A 20,678-nucleotide genomic window follows, 5' to 3' on the forward strand; every position below is an offset into this window, starting at 1 on the left:
TCAATATGATCGAATCAAGAAAAGCAAAATAAGGGTATACAGAGGATGCCTAGGCTTTTGGAGGCTACGAAGGACGCGACAAGCGGCGAAACGCTTCGGGGAGGTGCACATGACCTATGATCCGGAGGTATCCGAATGAGACAACTCAGTATGTTGAAGACATACTTATATAGCCAACCCGGGGAACTGAAACATCTAAGTACCTGGAGGAAAAGAAAACAATAGTGATTCCGCAAGTAGTGGCGAGCGAACGCGGACGAGTCCAAACCAGTTGAGTTCCGGCTTGACTGGGGTTGTAGGACCCCGATAATCGAAATAACATGAACTGGAAAGCATTGGAAAGTGCGGCCGCAGAGGGTGATAGTCCCGTACAGGCAAGTGTTATTGAGAGCGGGAGTTCCTGAGTAAGTGGGGGCCGGTGAAACCCCCATTGAATCCGGCGGCACCATCCGCCAAGACTAAATACTCCCAAAAGACCGATAGTGAACAAGTACCGTGAGGGAAAGGTGAAAAGTACCGTGAATAACGGGGTGCAATAGATCCTGAAACTGTATACCTACAAGCGGACGGAGCTCATTCGTTGAGTGACGTCGTGCCTTTTGCATAATGAGCCTACGAGTTACCTATATTAGCAAGGTTAAGCATTTAAGGTGTGAATCCGTAGCGAAAGCGAGTCTTAAGTGGCGCATAAGTTAGTGTAGGTAGACGCGAAACCAGGTGATCTACCCATGGGCAGGTTGAAGTTGTGGTAACACACAATGGAGGACCGAACCGGTTGACGTTGAAAAGTCTTCGGATGACCTGTGGGTAGGGGTGAAAGGCCAATCAAACCTGGAAATAGCTCGTACTCCCCGAAATGCCTTTAGGGGCAGCGTCGGATGAGTTTGATGGAGGTAGAGCTACCAATTAGATGCGGGGGAGTCATATCCTACCAAATCTAGATGAACTCCGAATGCCATCAAACACTACCGGCAGTGAGGGCTAGGGTGCCAAGGTCCTAGTCCGAGAGGGAAAGAACCCGGACCATCGTCTAAGGTCCCGAAGTGATAGTTAAGTTGAACTAAGGAGGTCCAGTCGCTGAGACAGCCAGGATGTTAGCTTGGAAGCAGCTATTCATTCAAAGAGTGCGTAACAGCTCACTGGTCGAGCGACAGGGCATCGATAATGATCGGGCATTAAACTATCCACCGAAGACATGGATTTGTGCTTAGGCACGAGTGGTAGGGGAGCATTCTTACTGGGTTGAAGCTGTATGGTGATGTACAGTGGACCGGTCAGAAAAGCAAATGTAGGCATAAGTAACGATAAGGCAGGTGAGAAACCTGCCCGCCGATAGACCAAGGTTTCCTGGGCGACGCTAATCGTCCCAGGGTTAGCCGGGACCTAAGGGGATTGCCGAATGGCATACTCGATGGATATCAGGTCAAAATTCCTGAGCATCCTATATCATCGACGGAGTGACGGAGTGATGAAGTATCCGCGTACTGACGGAATAGTACGTTGAATCGCGTACCTATAGGCGCCATAGTTAAATGCGTGGTGCTTGGGGAAACGAGACAGTACAGAGCGGCCACGGCCAATCTGATAGCGATATGAAACGCTTCCAAGAAAACCTTCTACGATTATGTTATAGGATCCCGTACCCCAAACCGACACAGGTGGTCAGGGTGAGTAACCCGAGGCGCTCGAGTGATTCATGGCTAAGGAACTAGGCAAATTAGCCCCGTAACTTCGGGAGAAGGGGCGCCTACTTACTTTGTAAGAGGCCGCAGCGAAGAAGTCCAGGCGACTGTTTAACAAAAACACATGGCTATGCGAACTCGCAAGATTCAGTATATAGCCTGACACCTGCCCGGTGCTGGAAGGTTAAGAGGGGGCGTTAGTGGTAACACGAAGCGCTGAATTGAAGCCCCAGTAAACGGCGGCCGTAACTATAACGGTCCTAAGGTAGCGAAATTCCTTGTCGGGTAAGTTCCGACCTGCACGAATGGTGCAACGATCTGGACGCTGTCTCGGCCATGAGCTCGGTGAAATTGAAGTAGCGGTGAAGATGCCGCTTACCCGCAACGGGACGAAAAGACCCCATGAACCTTTACTGCAACTTAACGTTGGCCGTTGGCCAGGAGTGTGTAGGATAGGCGGGAGACTGTGAAGGAGCGTCGCCAGGCGTTTTGGAGTCATTGTTGAAATACCGCCCTCTCCTGTTCGACGGTCTAACGGGCTTAAAGTCCGGACATTGTTTGGTGGGTAGTTTGACTGGGGTGGTCGCCTCCAAAAGAGTAACGGAGGCTTTCCAAGGTTCCCTCACGACGGTCGGCAATCGTCGGAAGAGCGCAATGGCATAAGGGAGCCTGACTGCGAGAGAGACATCTCGACCAGGCACGAAAGTGGGACATAGTGATCCGGTGGTACCGCATGGAAGGGCCATCGCTCAAAGGATAAAAGGTACTCTGGGGATAACAGGCTGATCTCCCCCAAGAGCTCAAATCGACGGGGAGGTTTGGCACCTCGATGTCGGCTCGTCACGTCCTGGGGCTGGAGAAGGTCCCAAGGGTTGGGCTGTTCGCCCATTAAAGTGGCACGCGAGCTGGGTTCAGAACGTCGTGAGACAGTTCGGTCTCTATCTGTTGCGGGCGTTGGAAATTTGAGAGGCTCTGACTTTAGTACGAGAGGACCGAGTTGGACACACCTCTGGCGTACCGGTTGTTCCGCCAGGAGCATCGCCGGGTACCTATGTGTGGAGCGGATAAGCGCTGAAAGCATCTAAGCGCGAAACCCACCTCGAGATGAGATTTCCTTATAAGGGTTGTTGTAGATGACGACGTTGATAGGCTTCAAGTGTAAGTTCAGAGATGGATTCAGCTGAGAAGTACTAATCGCCCAAAAGCTTTTCTACGGTTGCTACCTTTCTTAATGAGAGGTAGCGACAGAGTTTTTCCTTTTCGCTGTCAATGAAGTTATAGTATAACTTTATGATAGTGATTAGATTCAAAGAATCATTAGATCATTAAGAAATTGATGGTGCCAATGACGTAGGTGTTCACCTCTTCCCATTCCGAACAGAGCAGTTAAGCCCTACAGTGCTGATGGTACTGGGTTAACCCCCGGGAGAGTAAGTCGGCGCCACATTCATTAGATATAGAAGGTTAGTTAACACAAGATGTTAGCTAACCTTTTTTTGTGTACCAAGATTTTTGGGCAAAATAAAAAGCCTAAATGCTTTGTGCATTAGGCTCAATATTTTTAAGGAATACAGTTTTAAAAATTAATTTTTTGTATTCATTGTATTTTTCTCAGTTGCTAGGATGGCATTTTTTACATCACTTTTAGCATAAGTAGGACAAGTTTTATATGTTCTACAAGAAGATAGGCCTAAAAGTAAAAGACCTGAACAGATAATTAAAAAGCGTTTCATTATAAATTTTTTATTGTACCATCAAATTACAACCTCTAATATCGGTATTATCAAAGCGACCTAAAACATAAAAATGATTAAAGTCTTTGCCTGGAGCACCAATATCTTTAGTTTCAATAAAACAACAGGATTCAATATTTCCCAAATCAATGACATTAATACCTCCACGTTTAGAAGTTGATAATGCAAATGGATCATTGATCTCCCTAAAATAAATACGCATCCAAGGTGGTGTGAAGAATTGTTCATCTCCGAGAGAGTACCCTTGAGATAAAAGTTCAGTCATACCATATTCAGAATGTATTAGGTCAGAGTTAAAAGCCTTTTTAAGTTGTTGGTGTACTTCTTCTCTTGTGATTTCCTTACGTCTTCCTTTCATACCACCAGTTTCCATGATTGTGATGTTGGAGTAGTCTGAGGGGAATTTTTCAGCGAAATCAAGTAAAGCGAAAGTGACACCAAATAAAATAGCCTTTTCACCACTTTGTTGTATTTCCTGCAATTTATTTGCCAATTTCTGAAGATCATCCAAGTAGAAGTCTGATTTATCAGCAGATAGCTCCATGAAATCACTGACCATACAGATAAGAGAGGCATCTTTTCTTTCTAGGTAACTAGGAAGAAGAGCTAGGATATGAATATTCTCTAATGATCCATATATAGATTGGAAGAAAGATGTAGTGATCTTTTTATAATGATTAAGGTCTGAAACATAATGTTGACTTCTTACACTACCTGTAGTGCCACTACTTCTAAAAATGATTTCTTCATCAATATTCTCACAAAGAACCTTTTGAGTCTTAAAAAACTCAATAGGCATAAACGGAATGTCAGTAATCTTATGTATATTATTAGGAGAAACTCCAAGATACTTCAAATAACTTGCATAAATTGGATTAGCAACAGCTTGAAAGTGAAAAGCTTCTAGCGCTGCAGATTCAAAATCCTGATCATTTTGAATAGAAAATATTTTTTTCTTGAATTGATGAATGAATTCCATTATATGCTTTTATGAATGTATATAAATGATTTTCTTCGTATAGAAATATCCTTGTAAAATAATTAATTCAGTATTGTGACACAAAGTTCGCAGACTAAATAAAATTATCATAATAACTATGATTTCGCTAAGATATATAACTCAATTTTTAAAGCGTATTCGTCCGTTGTTAATACTTCTGATGCTCTCATCTTGTTTTGGTGAGCCAGAATTTCCATTGGAACCAGAAATAGAATTTGCCTGGATTGAAAATTATAATTCAGAGGAAAAGAAAGATAGTGTATATATCGCTTTTACTTTTAAAGACGGAGATGGAGATCTTGGCTTAGATCCAGAAGATAATGAAGGCCCTTACGCTCCTAAAACTATTGATCCGGTAAATGGAGATACAATAGACAATAAGTACCACAATAATTATTTTGTTGAAGTATTAAGAAAAGAAGAAGACGGCACTTATCAGCCCGTAACATATGAAGGCGAAACTAACTTCAATGGTCGTTTTCCAATGTTGAATACCTCAGGAAGAGATAGACCTTTAGAAGGGGAACTCCGGTATGGTATTGTCCTTTGGTTTGATGGTGTATTTGAGTCACCACTATACAAAGGAGATTCAGTGAAGTTTAATATTCATATTTGTGATAGAGCACTAAATGAAAGTAATGAAATCACAACGGAAGGAATAGAGATAGGATCTCCGAAGCGTAAAGAAGATAATGAAGAACCCCCTCAAAATCAGCCAGAGTGATTTTTAAGGGGGTTCCCTTTTTTTAAGGCAAGCTTACTTACCCTTCAAAGTTGATGATAAATGATATTTTATGTAATCGTATCGCATCAACAGTGTGCATATATAATGAGGTATCCACAGGGTCAGCTACATTAAGTAGTCCATGTGAAATTCTTATCTCAGGTGATAAGCAAAACATTCGATTGTAAATGTGCATACCAAATCCCCAAGTGAAAGATAGGTTGTATTCCTTCAATGTAATCCAAAACTCTTCTCGAGTAGATTCTTGTTTGGTTGCAACAGTAAATGAAGGAGTTAAACCACCTAAAAGATAAAGCCTGTGATTCTTTCTTCTTTTGGATTGATACTTAAACATAATAGGTATTTCCAAAGAGGTATTGGATTGTAATTGTACCAAATCACGATTAGGGTCAATGATAATATCGTCTGAAGAAGGAAGGTTATATCCTAAAGAGTCGATTGTAAACCTTCTAGAATAAAAAGATACATTAGGTGATATTCGTAAATGCCAATGGTTATCGTCAGATAATTTGATATTCATTAAAAAACCTAATAAAAAGCTTGCTGTAGTTTGAGGAGTGATATATACAGCAGTTGTATCAGTACCGTTAATTTGAAAAGCATTTTCCGACGGATCTAAACCAACTGGTGATGAAACAAAACCTAGCTGAAATCCATAATGGAATTTCTTTTTATCAAAATTAGGCAGATTTAGTATTGTACTGGTTTTACCTTTTTGTTGAGCTTTTGCAGTGTATGAAAAAGCCAACAAAAAGATAAAACTTGTAATAATTATTTTTGGCCAGTATAAACTGAACTTATTCCAAACGTGAGTGGTGTACATGTGACTGATTTATAGCCCAACTTGTCTAAGATATCAGTAAAGGCCTTTCCATATGGGAATTTTTCTACTGATTCTGGAAGATAAGTATACGCTGAGTTATCTTTTGAAACAATCTTTCCTATTGTTGGAAGGACTTTCATAGAGTAAAATCTATATAAGTGCTTGAATAGGAAATTAGTTGGTTGTGAAAATTCAAGTACAACTAATGTGCCATTAGGTCTAAGCACTCTTTGTATTTCTGATAACCCTTTTTCAAGATTCTCAAAGTTTCTCACACCAAAAGCAACAGTAACAGCATCAAAAGAATTGTCTTCGAAAGGAAGGTTTTCAGAGTCGCCAATCTGTAAATCGATTTTGTCTGAAAGTCCTTTTTTAGCTACTTTTTCTCTACCAACTTCAACCATTCCAGCTGAGATATCTGCACCTGTAATTTTCTCTGGTTGTAAAGTACTCCATGCCTGAAGAGCAAGGTCACCTGTACCAGTGGCAACATCAAGAATTGTTTTTGGCTGTTTACTTTTTAGCTTATTAATAGCAACTTTTCTCCAATAGATATCAATACCTCCGCTAAGTACCCTGTTCAATAAATCATATTTTGAAGAAATATTATCGAACATACTGGCTACCTGTTCTTTCTTCCCGTCATTGCTATCTTTATATGGTAATACTGTCATGTTTTATACAATTTTTTCTCTACCAATAGGTTACTATTGTATAGATTGCTAATATTGTGGACTCAATTATTGGTCTAATCCAATCTTTGATGTGCAAAATTACACTTTTAAAAGCTTAGACCAACGCTTTTTGCATTTAACTTTTAATAGTATGATTTTGTTTACATTATCCTACTATTCAATACTGTACTAACGACATATTTTATTATCATTTTTATGAAGTACTTTTTTAATCGATTCGTTCTGTTTTCGGTACTTTTTCTTTTTATAAAACCTGTTCAAGCACAAAAAAATAAATACTCATCAGACTTCAAAAAAGCTATTCGATACGCTAGAGATTACATGCGTATTGAAGAGTATCATCATGCAGTCGATGTTTTATTGGAAGTGAAAGAAGAGGGGAAAGAAGTTGAAGACTGGAATTATCTTATGGGGTATAATTATATATACTCTCAAACCTTAAATAAAAGTCATGCATTACCGTACCTCCAAAAGGTTACGGATTATGAGTCATACGAAGATATTTATCGTCTGATGGCGGTTTCATTACAGTATAATCATAAGTTCCAAGAAGCATACGACTATTATGACAAGTATCTAGAATTTCTTGATTACAGTGATAGAGACATTAACAAAGAGATCAATCAACTCAAAAAACAATGCTTAACTAGTATTGACTTGATGGAAGATTCTCTAGAAATGTTGATTGTCAATTTAGGTCCTAACATTAATACTGAGTATCAGGAATTGGCTCCTGTTTTATCTGCAGATGAACAGATGATGATTTTCACAGCAAGGAGACCAGATAGCCGAGGAAAAGATATAGATCCAATTGATGGACTCTATTATGAGGATGTATATATTTCTCTTAGAGATGAAGAGGGAAATTGGTCAAAAGCAACTTCAATTGGTAACTCAGTAAATACAATCGGACATGATGCAGCGGTAGGATTATCCCCTTCTGGAAATACTTTGTTTTTATACCGAAGTGACCGAGGCCATACGGGAAATATCTTTTTTAGTGAATGGAATGGGAAACTTTGGACAAGCCCTGAGAAATTGCCAAAAGGAATAAATTCCGATAATTGGGAAACACATGCCTCATTAACTGCAGATGGACAGTCTTTATATTTTACAAGTAATCGATCAGGGAAAGGCGCCTTGGGAGAAAAAGATATTTATGTTATCCATAAAGATAAATATGGAGAATGGGGAGATCCAGAAAATTTAGGTGATCATATTAATACAGAATATGATGAAGAAAGCCCTTTTGTACACCCAAATGGAAATATCTTATACTTCAGTTCAAAAGGACATGAAGGTATGGGTGGTTATGATATCTTTTACTCAGAGAGGAATGAAAAAACAGGGGAATGGTCGGTAGCGAAAAATATTGGCTATCCCATTAATACAGCAGGTGACGATATTTTCTATTCTATTTCTTCGGATGGGGAGAGAGGTTATTTCTCTTCTATTCGCGAAGATAGCTATGGAGGTCAGGATATTTATATGGCAATGATTCCGTCTCAAACGATTAACCTTATTGCTTTAACAGGTGAGGTAAGGGATGAAACATCAAATAATCTGATCGAAGCAACGATAGAAGTAGTAGATAATACAACTGGTGAAGTGCTTCAAAGTGTTGTTGCTGAGGGTGGCAAATATTTAGTATATCTAGAACCTGAATTGAATTATGGTATACGTTTTACGCAAGAAGGTTATTTATTCCATTCTAAAAATATTCATATTCAAGGTCAGGAACAGTATATCGAAATGAACGAAACTGTTCAGTTACAAAGAGTTGAAGAACAGAATAGAGAAAAACTCAATAATATCTTTTTTGCATCGAAGACTCACTTGGATAATTCTTCTAGTTCAGAGTTAAAAGCATTAGCAAATTTCACTAAAACTACAGGAGAATATAAGGTCGGTATTTATGTACACTCAGCGAAGGTAGAAGAGGATTCTACAGTAAATGTTTATGAAACTCAAATGAGAGCAGATCTTATTGCTGATCAATTACTTAAGTTGGGTGTTGCTGAAGATAAAATTGAGGCAAAAGGATTGGGTTGGCAATTTCCTGTAGCTTCTAATCAATCTAGTTTAGGTAGACAAAAAAACAACCGTATAGAATATATCATTTTACCTGTTGAAAAAGAGGTCATTGTTTATGAAGAAACTGTTGTAGAAGATACCATCCCACAGCTTACTCCTCACCTTGGTGAAGTACTAGATGTTGTCGGAACGATTACCTTCGCATCTAATAGTAATGCAATTACTTTTGAGAGTTATATCGTAGTAGAACAGATCTATGATGTGATGGATCGATACCCAAATTTGGTGATTGAGATAGGTGGACATACCGATAATATAGGTACTTCTTCGTTTAACTATATTTTAGGTGAGAAACGTGCAAAAATAATTGTTCAACAATTAGTAATTTTGGGGATAGAAAAGGAACGGATGAAATTTAGGTCTTACGGCTTCGATGAACCCATTGCTGATAACGCTACAGCAGAGGGTAGAAAAAAGAATAGACGAATTTCATTTACACCACTTGAATACAAAAATTTTAAATAAGTAAATTAATCTGACTATCACAATGTGTTACCCTAGACAAAGACTGTTGCTCATCGTACTACTCATTCACTTTGCTTCTTTTTTTGCTATTGGACAAGAATTAACAAACAAGGAGAAAAAAGCCTTGAAAGAGGCTGAAACGTATTTACGATTAGAGGAATATCATTTCGTGGAGGACGAGATGCTTGAATCTACCAAATTAAGTCCATCTATTGCTTTAATGTGGTATTATTTAGGTATTGCTACTTTCTACTCACCCACTAAAAATAAAGTGGATGCATTGCCTTATTTTGAAAAAGCCAATGAGTTATCTCCTGATATGCGTCAGGTGAACTATTGGTTAGGTAAAAACTATCAGTTATCAACACAGTTTGATAAGGCGGTAGTCGCTTACCAAAAGGCAAGAGGCGAGCTTGCAAAGCTTGATGAAGATGCTTTGAAAGAAGCTAAGAAAAATGCAGGATATCAAAATTATACAATTGAAGAGCTAGATCGATTCATCGAACAGTCACAAAGAGGAACGGCTTTTATGGAGCAGGCTGATGATAAGTTGATGCTAAACCTTTCTTTAGCAAATACTTACCTTCCAGATATTACTCCGATTATTACTGTTGATGCTCAACGTTTGTACTTTACATCTCACCGTCAGGATATCTCAAGCCATCATGAGTTAGATCCACATGATCAACTACCTTATCAGGATGTGTTCTATATGGATAGAAGAGAAGATGGATATTGGGGTTCTCCAAAAGAGTTTGTAGAAATCAATACGGAAGAGCATGATGCCGCAATTGCACTAACAGCAGACGGCAACCAGTTATTTATGTACAGAAGTGTAGGTGCAAGTACAGTAAATCCTGGGGATATCTATGAAGTGCATAGAAAAGGGAAAAAATGGACTTCCCCAAAACCTATTAGTGCTCCAATTAACTCTTCAGCACTAGAAACACATATGAGTATGTCTAGTGATGGAAAAGTAATTATTTTCACTAGTAATAGGACAGATAAAAATGCTCATGGAGGAAAAGATTTATATATAGTAAGACAACTACCTAATGGTGAGTGGGCTGAACCTCAAAATATGGGAGATAAAATCAATACAGACTTAGATGAAGAATCTCCTTATATCCACCCAGACGGTAAAGTACTTTACTTTAGTTCACAAGGCCACCATAGTATTGGAGGTTTTGATGTTTTTAAAGTCGATATAGATTTGAAAACAGGAGAACTTGGAGAATTAGAGCAATTGAATTATCCTGTAAACTCACCAAGTGATGATCTATTTTACGTAATGTCGGCAGATGGATCTGAATCTTACTTCTCTTCAGTTCGTGAAGAGGGAATGGGTGGCTTTGATATTTACTGTGTAAAGAATAATGAATCTAACGTTCGTAAAGTTGTTTTCTTTAACTTAAAAGTAAACACTGAAAATGCTAAGAAGGTAAAAGCTCATGTGAAGTTAGTGAACATTCAAACTCACGAAGTAGAGAAAGACGAAATTGTATATACTGATGGAGGACAGCTAAAGTTTATGCATCGATGTGCTGATGATTATGCTATCCTTGTTTCTGCAGAAGGTTACTTATTTAAATCGGAAAGAATCAATTTTGATTTATATGAAACACCAACTATTGAGCTCAATGAGTTTTATGAATTACAGACTTTTGCAGTAAATAAATCTGAGCCTTTAAATAACATCTATTTTAAAGATGGAGAACTAGACTTAGCTTCTTCAACAGCAGAATTACAAGAGTTAAAAACTTTAGTAGATGATCACTCATCATATAGTTTAGAAATAATTGGCCACTCGAATTTTGATGATTCAAAAAGTCCATTGGTATTAGAGTTTGAAACAAAAACGAAATCAATGGAAACATTAGAGGGACTTAAGACTATTGGTGTCGAAGATGATAACCTTATTAATGAGAATATTGGTTATGGTACTCGTTTTCCTTTGTATTTAAAAGATAGTCCTGATAGTTGGAAGAATGATAGAATGGAATACATTATTCGTCCGAAGGGATATAGAAAAATGTTATCTAGAGCAGCCAATTGTACAATTGAGACTTATGATCAAGAATACTACGAGTTAGATACTCGAAATGATGTTGAGTTTATTGAAAGAAACGAAGGGAAGTTATCACACCTTTTATCAGAATTGAAGCAGTGTGCTTATTTAGAGTTAGTGATCACAGCTGACAATTCGAAAAAGAGTTTGATGGAAATAAATCAGGTCTTCAAATATATGGAAGATAATGGAGTTGAAAGAGAACAACTTACTTCCAATATTGTTTCTGATGCCACCACTGGGATGAACCTTCAGTATATTGAAGATGAAGTTGCAGAAGATGGTTATGTAAATTATGACCCTCAACATGATCATGATGAAATTCATGAAGAGTTAATCAGTGGAACTACTGAACTTGTAGAGACAAGAACTAGTGGAGCCTCAATAGCAAAATCAAACGAAGATTTAGCTTTTGAAAGCCGTATTGAAGATATGACTATCCAATTCCCATTCAATTCGGAAGAGTTTGGTCATGCACATGATGATGTATTACAAGAAATCTTTGATTATTTAGAGAATAATCCTTTAAAAGGTTTAAAAATAATTGGTCATACAGACAGTACTGGACCAGATGTATATAATACTTATTTAGGAATGCAAAGAGCGAAATCTGTAGCTTATTTCTTTAAAGATCTATCAAATCCTAATAGGATTAGTGTTGACAGTAAAGGAGAGGATGAACCGATAGCTTCTAATAGTACTCGTAATGGAAGGAGTGAAAATAGAAGAATTCAGTTTAAGTTTCAGGTAGTTTCTAATGCTAAGTAAATAAAAAAGGGCTGACTCAATGAAGAGTCAGCCCTTTTTTGATTTGAAGTTGAATTAGCAGAATTCGTTATAAACTGCTACTAAGTGTTCCGCAATCATATCAGCAGAACGACCTTCAATGTGATGTCTTTCGATGAAGTGAACTAATTCACCATCTTTGAACATAGCGATACTTGGAGATGATGGAGGGTATGGTAACATCAACTCTCTTGCTTTAGCTGTAGCCTCTTGGTCAACACCAGCAAAAACTGTTGCTAATTGTGCAGGCTTCTTTTCTGTTTTTGCTAAAGAACCTAGTACACCTGGACGGCAAGTACCAGCAGCACAACCACAAACAGAGTTGATTACTAAAAGAGTAGTTCCCTCTTTTGCTAAAGTTTCTTCTACTTGAGCAGCAGAAGTTAAATCTGTAAAGCCATTGTCTGTTAACTCCATTTTCATAGGAGCTGTTAAATGTTCAGGATACATATTTTTCGTTGTTAATTAAATTCGATTTAAAGAAGATTTTATAAGAAACCAAGTTCAAGTTTAGCCTCTTCAGACATCATGTCTGTTGTGTATGGAGGTTCGAATGTAAGTTCAATTTCTACATCACTCACCTCTTCAACACTTTTCACAACTTGCTCGATCTCACCAGGAATCTGCTCTGCAGATGGACAAGAAGGAGTTGTTAAAGTCATAAGTATATGTACTTTATTTAGAGGAGGAATAATGTTGATATCATAGATTAAACCTAATTCAAAAACATCAACTGGAATTTCAGGATCGTAAACTGTTTTTATTGCAGTAACGATTTTATCTTTTAGTTCTGTATTACTTACAGGTGATACAGATTCTTTATTTTCTGACATAACGCTATTCAATTATTATTTAGTTTTTTGCACTGTAAGCTAAAGCGTAGAATTTCATTTGCTTTATCATAGATGCAAAACCGTTCGAACGTTGAGAGCCGATTACACCGTTCATTCCTATTTTATCAAAAAAGAAAAGGTCGGCATTAATAATTTCTTGAGGAGAACGACCATTTAATACTCTAATTAGAAGGCTAATTAATCCTTTTGTAATGTCTGTGTTACTATCTGATTGGAAAATTACTTTACCATCTATAAAGTCAGTAGTTAACCAAACTTTAGATTGACAACCTTTAATCAAGTTTTCGTCTACCATAAACTTTTCATCAAGAGGTGGTAATTCTTGTCCAAGTTCCATGATGTAGAAAATTGTTGATTCTCTATCTCCATCTAACAAATCGAAATCTTCAATAATATCGTTTTGTACTTCTTCTATACTTTTTGTTGCCACTGTCATAATTTTACACCTATTATTTAACCAAACATTTTGACAATTCTTTTTAGAGCTTCGATAAACTTATCTACCTCTTCAAAAGTATTGTAAACTGAGAATGATGCTCTAACTGTACCTTCTAAATTATAACGAGCCATTAGAGGTTGCGTACAGTGATGTCCTGTTCTTACAGCAATTCCTCTTGCGTCTAACATCATTCCTATATCGTAGTTATGTATATTTTCTATCACAAACGAAAGTACACTAACTTTGTTTTTAGCTTGCCCGATTATTTTTGCTGAAGGAATTTCTGAAGTTAATTTCTCAGTAGCATATTCCAACAAAGCAATTTCATGAGCTGCTATATCTTCTTTACCATATTTATTGATGAATTCGAGAGCTTTTGCAAAAGCTACTGTATCAGCAATATTTGGAGTGCCTGCTTCAAATTTGTAAGGAAGAGTATTGAAAGTAGTACCATCAAACGATACTTCCTTAATCATCTCTCCACCACCTAAGAATGGAGGCATATCGTTTAAGATATCTTCTTTACCATACAAAAAGCCCATACCTGTTGGTCCGAACATTTTGTGAGCGGAAGTCACAAAGAAATCACAGTTTAATTGTTGTACATCAATAGGAAGGTGAGCAGCAGATTGAGCACCGTCTACCAATACCTTAGCACCTACTTCATGAGCTTTTTCAATGATTTTTTCAATAGGATTTATTGTTCCTAATGCATTAGAAGCGTGTACAACAGAAACAATCTTCACTTTATCTGAAAGCATTTTTTCAAATTCTTCGAAGATAATTTCTCCTTCATCAGTGATGGGAATAGGGCGTACAACCGCTCCTTTTTCCTGAGCAATCATCTGCCATGGAACAATGTTAGAATGATGTTCCATCGTAGAAACTATAATCTCATCTCCTTTGGTAATATTCGCTCTACCAAAAGTATTTGCTACAAGGTTGATACCTTCTGTAGTTCCTTTAGTAAAGATTACTTGTTCTGTTTTAGGAGAATTGATGAAGTCTTTGATTAACTCTCTAGTACGCTCAAACTCCTGTGTAGCTTTGTCCGCTAAGGCGTGAGCTCCTCTATGTACATTTGAATTATAGCCATCATAATACTCTGTTAATGCATCAGTAACAACTTTTGGTTTTTGGTTGGTTGCTGCATTATCAAAATATACTAATGGATGACCATTTACTTCTGTACTTAATATTGGAAATTCACTACGAAGTTGTTCTACGTCAATCATTTTTATACTATTTAGAATCAATCTATATCTAATGAAACTGCAATTTTGTATAAAAGTTCTTTGTATTCAAGTTTCTTGACGTTTTCATTGAAAATATTTAGGAAAAACATGAATATATGATGAAATATTGATGCTTTAAGAAAAATTAAATATTGCGACGTCATCTTACTTGCGACAAGTTTGCAATTTTCGTCTACAAGAATTTATTTTGTAGCATGATTGAAAAAGTTCAAATAAAGTTAGAGAAATACGCAGATCAGATAGGATTTACCGGCTCATTCTTTTGCCTGATACATTGTATCCTAACATCAGGTTTGATATTTATCAGCTCTACTGTCTCTCATATTCATGATGGACATGATCACGACCATGGTCACGTATTTGACTTTTGGGGGGTATTAGATATCTCTATGATTCTAGTAGGAGGTGTTGCTGTTTATTTTGCTAGTAAAAAGACTCACTCAAAACCTATAAAATGGGGTTTATGGTTGTCTTACTTAGTATATGCAACATCAATGTTGATTAAATATGTAGGGTTTGAGCCTGTATGGTTAGCTGTTTTATCTTATACAGCTTCTTTTGCGTTAATTGCTTTACACTTAGCAAATTTAAAGTTTTCGCATTCATCAAAAGAATGTGATTCTAAAGTGTGTGTATCATAACCTAGTCTAGACTTCCGTAATCAACTAAATCAACAAACCAGTTAAGTTTACATTAAAAATAAAATCTAGAGCAAGTAAGTAAGGAACAAGGTAGATCTTCCAAGTATTTATTAGCTCAGGAGCTAAAATCACTAATCGGTCTATTAGGAACTGATTAAATATGAATATGTAGAGTAGAATAGATACTCCATAAATCATTATTTTTTGAACAATTACTTCAATAACACTAGTTCTTAATTTATTAAGATCTCTGTAGTGATGAATGATATCGTCTGCTTTTGTTATCCCACTTAGCATACCACCAATTACTTCTTCCAAAAGATATTTTTCTGATAATACCCTTAAGTAGAAACTAATCAGTTTTTTACTATTAAAGAAGATAAAGACATTCCCTTTGTTTAGTAAAATAAATGAAATATATCTATAGGTTGAAAACCCTATTTGAGTGATTGTGATTAATAATAAACCGACACCAAATAGTGATCCTACTAATATCGTAGAGTCTCCGAAAATTTGTGAATTGCAAATGATTGACCCAATTGTGAAGTTCAGTAACAATAAACTGCAGAATCGAAAAGTATTTTTTACTAGTTGAAAAAGATAATGGTCAATGACTTGATGTACACTTTGTTCATTTGACTCTAATGATAATTTGCCAAATGTATTTAACATGGATAATGAAGTCAATTAAGTTAGACTTCAAGATAATGAAAATATTTGTAAATATTAGATATTAAACGATGTTGTATTTAGTCTTCTACCTTAATTAGCACAGTATCTGATAATTTATATATCAAACTATAAAAATCATCTCTGTTTAATTTCAATCTACCTTTCACAGTTACTTTCTTATTTACCCAGCTTTGTTTTTTCGGGATATCCAGTTCCATAACGGTTTCAGGCCCTGCGTTACCACAGAAAAAGCAATTAGCAAAAGCCATGTAGGACAAGATACTTGTACCATCTTCACTATCAACAGGTAAGATATACCCTGAAATAGTAATTAGAGAACCATCTAGCATTTCGACTTCCCCACCAAAAATAGGTTCTGAAACTTCGAAACCAAGTGTCTCATCCATGTAAGTCTTCATTTCTACATGCCCTAAGGTCTTCCAAACATCCATGGTGTTTTGGGCTGAACATACAGATTGAATTAGTATAAAAGTGAAAAGTAAAAATAGTGTGTGAAGTTTCATATTATTCAGATAATGCCTGTGAAATGTTCGTTCTAGCCGCTTGAATAGCGGGAAGTATAGAAGCGATGAAGCCAATAATTAAAGTTCCTGCAAATAAATAGATTTCTCCGGTATTAAATGCAGTTCCACCAATATTTAAAGCATTTAGAGTGTCGATTTGGTTGGCGGCGATATAGATAGAAGCATGACTTAAAGTAATGCCAATTATATATCCTAAAACGGAACATAGCATGCCTTCAATAATAAGTAAACCAAAAATATAGTTCTGATTGGTACCTAATGATCGTAAGTAAGCCAACTCATACTTTCTTTCTTTTAATGAGTTGAAAAGTGATATGAAAATACTTAACCCCGAAACGATCATAATAGCAATGGCAAGAAACTTTAAAGCAGTGATTGCGTCACCTAAAAGTGAAAGTAGTCTTGCTGTTTCGTATGCTGGGCTTGCTGCTTGCATTGATGTTTGTTCGTTGACCATTCTAGGAAGCGTAATTGCACCCATCGGATTTCGGAACTTGATTAACATCGTAGTAATTTCTTTTCCATGATCTTTGCCTTTATCTCCAAGGTTACCAAAGTTTACTTTTGACTCATTTTCCTCAGCATGCACATCCCAAATTGATGCTAAACTGGTTAAGAGTAATTGGTCGATTACGGTACCTGTAGGAGCAAGAATTCCTACCACTTCAAAATGTTCATGGTCGTGGTGATGTCCACCTCCACCAATGCCATGTGAACTATGAAAATCATCACCAATTTCTAATCCTAACTTTTTAGCAACCGCAGCTCCGATGGTTACTTCAAAAGGTTTCTCCTCATCCCAAAGTTTACCTTCTGCCAAAGTGGCTTTATATAATTCAGGATACTCATGAGTAGTACCAACAAGTCTATGGCCTTTATAGCTATCTCCAAGTGATTGAGGGATCGCTTTAGCCACAAGTGGATGTTTTTGTAATTTCTTAGTTTCTTCTAAAGGGATATTTCCTGTAGGAGTATCTACTTGGTAAATGGCACACAGTATAAGTTGCAAAGGACTACCTTTTGCTCCCACAACCATTCCAATTCCTGCTTGATTTTTCTTTAATGTTTGTTCGAAATAATCTTGAGTGAGTAGTAATGCAGAAATAATACTTACACCAAAAGCAAAGAGAACAAGGTTTAATGATGTATTTAAAGGTTTATGCCAAAGGTTTTTCCAGGCAAATTGAAAGATGTTCATAATGGAAGATTAGTGAAGTGGTTTTAGATTCAATACATGACCATCGAAGGCAGTCTTAAGACGGCTATCATGAGTAACAATAATTAATGCAGTATTTTCTTCCGCTGATAATTCTCTTAATAACTGAATAACGGATTCTGCATGGTAATCATCAAGACTCGCAGTTGGTTCATCTGCCAAGAGTAGCGTAGGCTTATTTATTAATGCCATAGCAACACTGAGTCTTTGTTTTTCACCTTCACTCATCTTTTTAGGTGATTGTCCTAAATGTTGTAGTATTCCAAGTCGGTTTAATAAATACTTTATACGCTCTTTATTTACTTGGTTCCCTGCTGCTTTCTGTGCAAAAGCTAAGTTTTCTTCAACTGTTAAGGCACTAGCAAAGTGAGGTTTCTGGAAGATAATACCAATATTATCTCCTCTGAACTTATCCATTTTTCGGCCTTTTAGATCCGTTATATCTTGTCCATTAATAACAATCTTACCTTCTTGGTTAGGTAACAATCCTCCTAGTAGATGTAGTAATGTAGTTTTACCACATCCTGATGGACCTAAAATTAGCATCTCATCACCAGCACCAATATTAAAGTCTGGAAAACTGATTTTAGTGGTATTTGAATAGGTATATTTTAGTTGATTTGTTTGAATCATCTTCGTGTTTATATAAGAGACCGAAAAGATACTAATATTTCAAGAATTTAGATTACTATATCTGTTGTAATATCTATGATTATAAGTTTATTAAGAATTTATAGTAATAAAACTATATCTCGAAAGATGTTTCTTTAGCTACCTAGGATTTTAATTAATGTGTGCTCTAAATTTATAATACAACAACTTCTATATATCTATTTATTTTTTTATAAACTATTTGTAAGCTATTAATAAAATGAGAAAAAGCTTTTTAACTATTGTCACACTATTACTGTGTCTGTCTGCCTTTGCTCAAAAAAAAGTGGCCTGGATTTTAGATGTCGAGGGTAATGAAAAACAAATCTTCGTACATGCTTTCACAGGGATTTCTGTATTAGAAACTTCAAAGTTCTATTATGGTATCAATCCAGATACACAATCATTTATCTGGAGACTTGAGAAAAACGCAACAAACGAAGGTGCAAAAAAAGTAAACAATATTGCTAACATGGCAGGAGCTGGTGGACAGTTCAATTCATTAGTTAGCGAATCATGGCAACCTATTCCATTATCTCCATTTGTTTCAGTAGACAAGAAAACTATTGATATTACTACAGGTAAAGTAATCCTTGGTGAAGGTGAAGATGAGTATTCAAAAATTACTCAAACTTACTTTATCGCTGAAGCATATGTTTATTTAGTAGAGACATTAACTGCTGATAAACAAAAGAAATTATACTGTATTGATATGAATGACAAATCAGTACGTTGGAAAACAGTAGTAGGAAGCATGACAGGTGCTGGTAAACTATTAAAAATGGCTGGAGCTACTTCATCATTAGATGTATCGTTATCTCCAAAAGTGACTAACTCTGGTGATTTCATCTATAGAGGAGGTAAAACACTGTTCTTATTGAAAGGAAATTCAGGTGAAATTGTTTGGCAAAACGAAGTAAACCCAGGTGCGTTTTTCTTAGACAACAAGCAAGAGTATTTAGTAGTAGTAGATGCTCCATCAGCATTTGGTCAGCCGAAATATGGTGAAGTGAAATTGGGTAAAAAAATCCAAGCATTAGATATCAAAAATGGTCAGCCATTATGGAAGAAGCCTGTAAAATTGGATGATAGCTACATTTCATCGATGAATGTTAGTGATAGTGAATTCCTAGTAAACTCAGGAAACTCAATTAACATCTATGAGTACAAATCAGGTCAGTCTATTTGGAAAAAAGGTTACAAAGCAGGTAATGTCAAAGAAGTGAAGCTATTAGGTGATAACCTAGAAGTATTCTACGGAAACAAGCAAATGTTAATTGCAAAATCTGATGCATCTGAGCAATGGAAAAAGCCAATTAAATTTGATATGGATGAAGATATCGAAGGTGGTGTAATCAAAAAAGAATACGAGAAAGGTATTTTAATGATCCACTCAAGAGGTTTAGGATTCTATGACAAAACTTCTGGTAAGAAAATCTGGAACTTTAAAGCGAACACTGATAAAGTATCATTCGATGACCAATCAACAATGGTTGCAGTTTTAGATAAGAAAAAACTATACTTATTTAACCCTAACTTAGTAGAGAAGAAGCCAGAAAAATCTAAGTTCGATATTGAAGAGCCAAAAGATATTTTCTTCTTTGAAACTACAGAAAAAGGTTACTTTATTGTTGGTCCTCAAGAATTCTTATGTTTAGATAAGAAAGGTACTTTAGTATCTCAAAAATATTACAAGCAATTAGAAGCTGACCGTTTAGCTAAAGCAGCTTTAATGGCAGGTAAAATTGCTGGTGACTTATCAACATCAGTACAAATTGGTTCAACTAATTCGAATGGTGAAACTGAATTTGCTGCTCCGTTTATGAGTCCTGAAACAACAAGAAATGTTGAAGCAGTTTCTGATTTACAAAGAGAGCAATTAGCGAAAATCAGAAACCAAAATAAACTTCATGGTAAAGCTCAAGTTATTGGTAACCATGCGTTCTTTATGGAAGGTGTGAAAACTGAAGCAGGTGATCAGTTAACGATGATCAAAGTAGATAAAAATACTGGTGAAGAGCTTGAAAGATTTGAAGTAGGTAGTGACCGTAAGGTAGTATATAAGATCATTGAATCTCAAAATATCTTATATGCTGTTGTTGGTGGTAAACTAACTGCATACTACTTGAACTAAATCATTCTATGAGGTTGTTGAAAGGAGTCATCTTATTTTTATAAGATGACTCTTTTGTTTTACGATTTTTCTAAATAATTGTCTGAATATTATATTATTCATATAAAAAAACTCAAGATCAATTAAAATTGTAAAAATTAAGAGTTTTGATTGTGAAT

17 protein-coding genes and 2 rRNA genes are annotated in these 20,678 nt (G+C 36.3%); 7 read left to right on the plus strand and 12 right to left on the minus strand.

Annotation, left to right across the window (positions count from 1 at the left end):
- Positions 1–17 precede the first annotated feature (17 nt).
- Both QL232_RS04465 and rrf read left to right on the plus strand, forming a co-directional pair.
- A 23S ribosomal RNA gene (locus tag QL232_RS04465) occupies positions 18–2,896 on the plus strand.
- 121 nt (positions 2,897–3,017) lie between these two features.
- Positions 3,018–3,129, plus strand: a 5S ribosomal RNA gene (rrf, locus tag QL232_RS04470).
- A 136-nt stretch (positions 3,130–3,265) separates the two neighbouring features.
- Here rrf and QL232_RS04475 read toward each other — a convergent pair.
- Positions 3,266–3,415 carry a hypothetical protein gene (locus tag QL232_RS04475; protein WP_281613271.1) on the minus strand — a complete coding sequence of 50 codons (150 nt, stop codon included), beginning with the start codon at positions 3,413–3,415 and terminating at the stop codon, positions 3,266–3,268.
- Between the two features lie 10 nt (positions 3,416–3,425).
- Positions 3,426–4,415 carry an acyl transferase gene (locus QL232_RS04480; protein ID WP_168880263.1) on the minus strand — a complete coding sequence of 330 codons (990 nt, stop codon included), beginning with the start codon at positions 4,413–4,415 and terminating at the stop codon, positions 3,426–3,428.
- Positions 4,416–4,533: 118 nt separating this feature from the next.
- Here QL232_RS04480 and QL232_RS04485 point away from each other — a divergent pair, with 118 nt between their 5' ends.
- Positions 4,534–5,160: a hypothetical protein gene (locus QL232_RS04485; protein ID WP_168880264.1), complete on the plus strand. Its 627-nt coding sequence runs from the start codon at positions 4,534–4,536 to the stop codon at positions 5,158–5,160.
- A 37-nt stretch (positions 5,161–5,197) separates the two neighbouring features.
- Here QL232_RS04485 and QL232_RS04490 read toward each other — a convergent pair whose 3' ends face one another.
- Both QL232_RS04490 and ubiE read right to left on the minus strand, forming a co-directional pair.
- Positions 5,198–5,929 carry an outer membrane beta-barrel protein gene (locus QL232_RS04490; RefSeq protein ID WP_281613272.1) on the minus strand — a complete coding sequence of 244 codons (732 nt, stop codon included), beginning with the start codon at positions 5,927–5,929 and terminating at the stop codon, positions 5,198–5,200.
- 23 nt (positions 5,930–5,952) lie between these two features.
- Positions 5,953–6,678 (minus strand): bifunctional demethylmenaquinone methyltransferase/2-methoxy-6-polyprenyl-1,4-benzoquinol methylase UbiE, encoded by a 726-nt coding sequence (gene ubiE, locus QL232_RS04495; RefSeq protein WP_168880266.1) that lies wholly within the window; start codon positions 6,676–6,678, stop codon positions 5,953–5,955.
- 216 nt (positions 6,679–6,894) lie between these two features.
- Here ubiE and QL232_RS04500 point away from each other — a divergent pair, with 216 nt between their 5' ends.
- Both QL232_RS04500 and QL232_RS04505 read left to right on the plus strand, forming a co-directional pair.
- Entirely contained in the window at positions 6,895–9,258 is a 2,364-nt protein-coding gene (locus QL232_RS04500) for an OmpA family protein (RefSeq protein ID WP_281613273.1), read from the plus strand.
- Between the two features lie 22 nt (positions 9,259–9,280).
- On the plus strand, positions 9,281–12,094 hold the full coding sequence (locus QL232_RS04505) for an OmpA family protein (protein ID WP_281613274.1): 2,814 nt from the start codon (positions 9,281–9,283) through the stop codon (positions 12,092–12,094).
- Positions 12,095–12,148: 54 nt separating this feature from the next.
- Here the strand turns inward: QL232_RS04505 and QL232_RS04510 are convergent, their stop codons facing one another.
- From QL232_RS04510 to QL232_RS04525, 4 genes are read right to left on the minus strand one after another with little or no spacing between them, the layout of a single operon-like run.
- Positions 12,149–12,562, minus strand: coding sequence for a BrxA/BrxB family bacilliredoxin (locus tag QL232_RS04510; RefSeq protein ID WP_281613275.1), 414 nt, complete (start codon positions 12,560–12,562; stop codon positions 12,149–12,151).
- Positions 12,563–12,600: 38 nt separating this feature from the next.
- Positions 12,601–12,945: an iron-sulfur cluster assembly protein gene (locus tag QL232_RS04515; protein ID WP_168880270.1), complete on the minus strand. Its 345-nt coding sequence runs from the start codon at positions 12,943–12,945 to the stop codon at positions 12,601–12,603.
- A gap of 19 nt (positions 12,946–12,964) precedes the next feature.
- Positions 12,965–13,402, minus strand: coding sequence for a SufE family protein (locus QL232_RS04520; RefSeq protein ID WP_168880271.1), 438 nt, complete (start codon positions 13,400–13,402; stop codon positions 12,965–12,967).
- Between the two features lie 17 nt (positions 13,403–13,419).
- On the minus strand, positions 13,420–14,640 hold the full coding sequence (locus tag QL232_RS04525) for a cysteine desulfurase (RefSeq protein ID WP_281613276.1): 1,221 nt from the start codon (positions 14,638–14,640) through the stop codon (positions 13,420–13,422).
- A 215-nt stretch (positions 14,641–14,855) separates the two neighbouring features.
- Between QL232_RS04525 and QL232_RS04530 the strand changes: the two genes are divergently transcribed.
- A complete protein-coding gene (locus QL232_RS04530; RefSeq protein WP_281613277.1) occupies positions 14,856–15,302 on the plus strand; it encodes a MerC domain-containing protein in 447 nt (148 codons plus the stop codon).
- A 24-nt stretch (positions 15,303–15,326) separates the two neighbouring features.
- Here the strand turns inward: QL232_RS04530 and QL232_RS04535 are convergent, their stop codons facing one another.
- From QL232_RS04535 to QL232_RS04550, 4 genes are all read right to left on the minus strand, one after another.
- Positions 15,327–15,974 (minus strand): hypothetical protein, encoded by a 648-nt coding sequence (locus QL232_RS04535; protein ID WP_281613278.1) that lies wholly within the window; start codon positions 15,972–15,974, stop codon positions 15,327–15,329.
- A gap of 77 nt (positions 15,975–16,051) precedes the next feature.
- On the minus strand, positions 16,052–16,498 hold the full coding sequence (locus QL232_RS04540) for a hypothetical protein (RefSeq protein ID WP_281613279.1): 447 nt from the start codon (positions 16,496–16,498) through the stop codon (positions 16,052–16,054).
- Position 16,499: 1 nt separating this feature from the next.
- Positions 16,500–17,717 carry an FtsX-like permease family protein gene (locus tag QL232_RS04545; RefSeq protein WP_168880276.1) on the minus strand — a complete coding sequence of 406 codons (1,218 nt, stop codon included), beginning with the start codon at positions 17,715–17,717 and terminating at the stop codon, positions 16,500–16,502.
- A 9-nt stretch (positions 17,718–17,726) separates the two neighbouring features.
- A complete protein-coding gene (locus QL232_RS04550) occupies positions 17,727–18,368 on the minus strand; it encodes an ATP-binding cassette domain-containing protein (RefSeq protein WP_281613280.1) in 642 nt (213 codons plus the stop codon).
- Between the two features lie 238 nt (positions 18,369–18,606).
- Here QL232_RS04550 and QL232_RS04555 point away from each other — a divergent pair, with 238 nt between their 5' ends.
- The gene (locus QL232_RS04555) at positions 18,607–20,520 is read left to right on the plus strand and encodes a PQQ-binding-like beta-propeller repeat protein (protein ID WP_281613281.1); all 1,914 of its coding nucleotides are present in this window, start codon (positions 18,607–18,609) and stop codon (positions 20,518–20,520) included.
- The last annotated feature ends 158 nt before the right edge of the window (positions 20,521–20,678 follow it).

It is taken from the genome of Flammeovirga sp. SubArs3 (assembly GCF_947387565.1).
Lineage (GTDB): Bacteria > Bacteroidota > Bacteroidia > Cytophagales > Flammeovirgaceae > Flammeovirga > Flammeovirga agarivorans.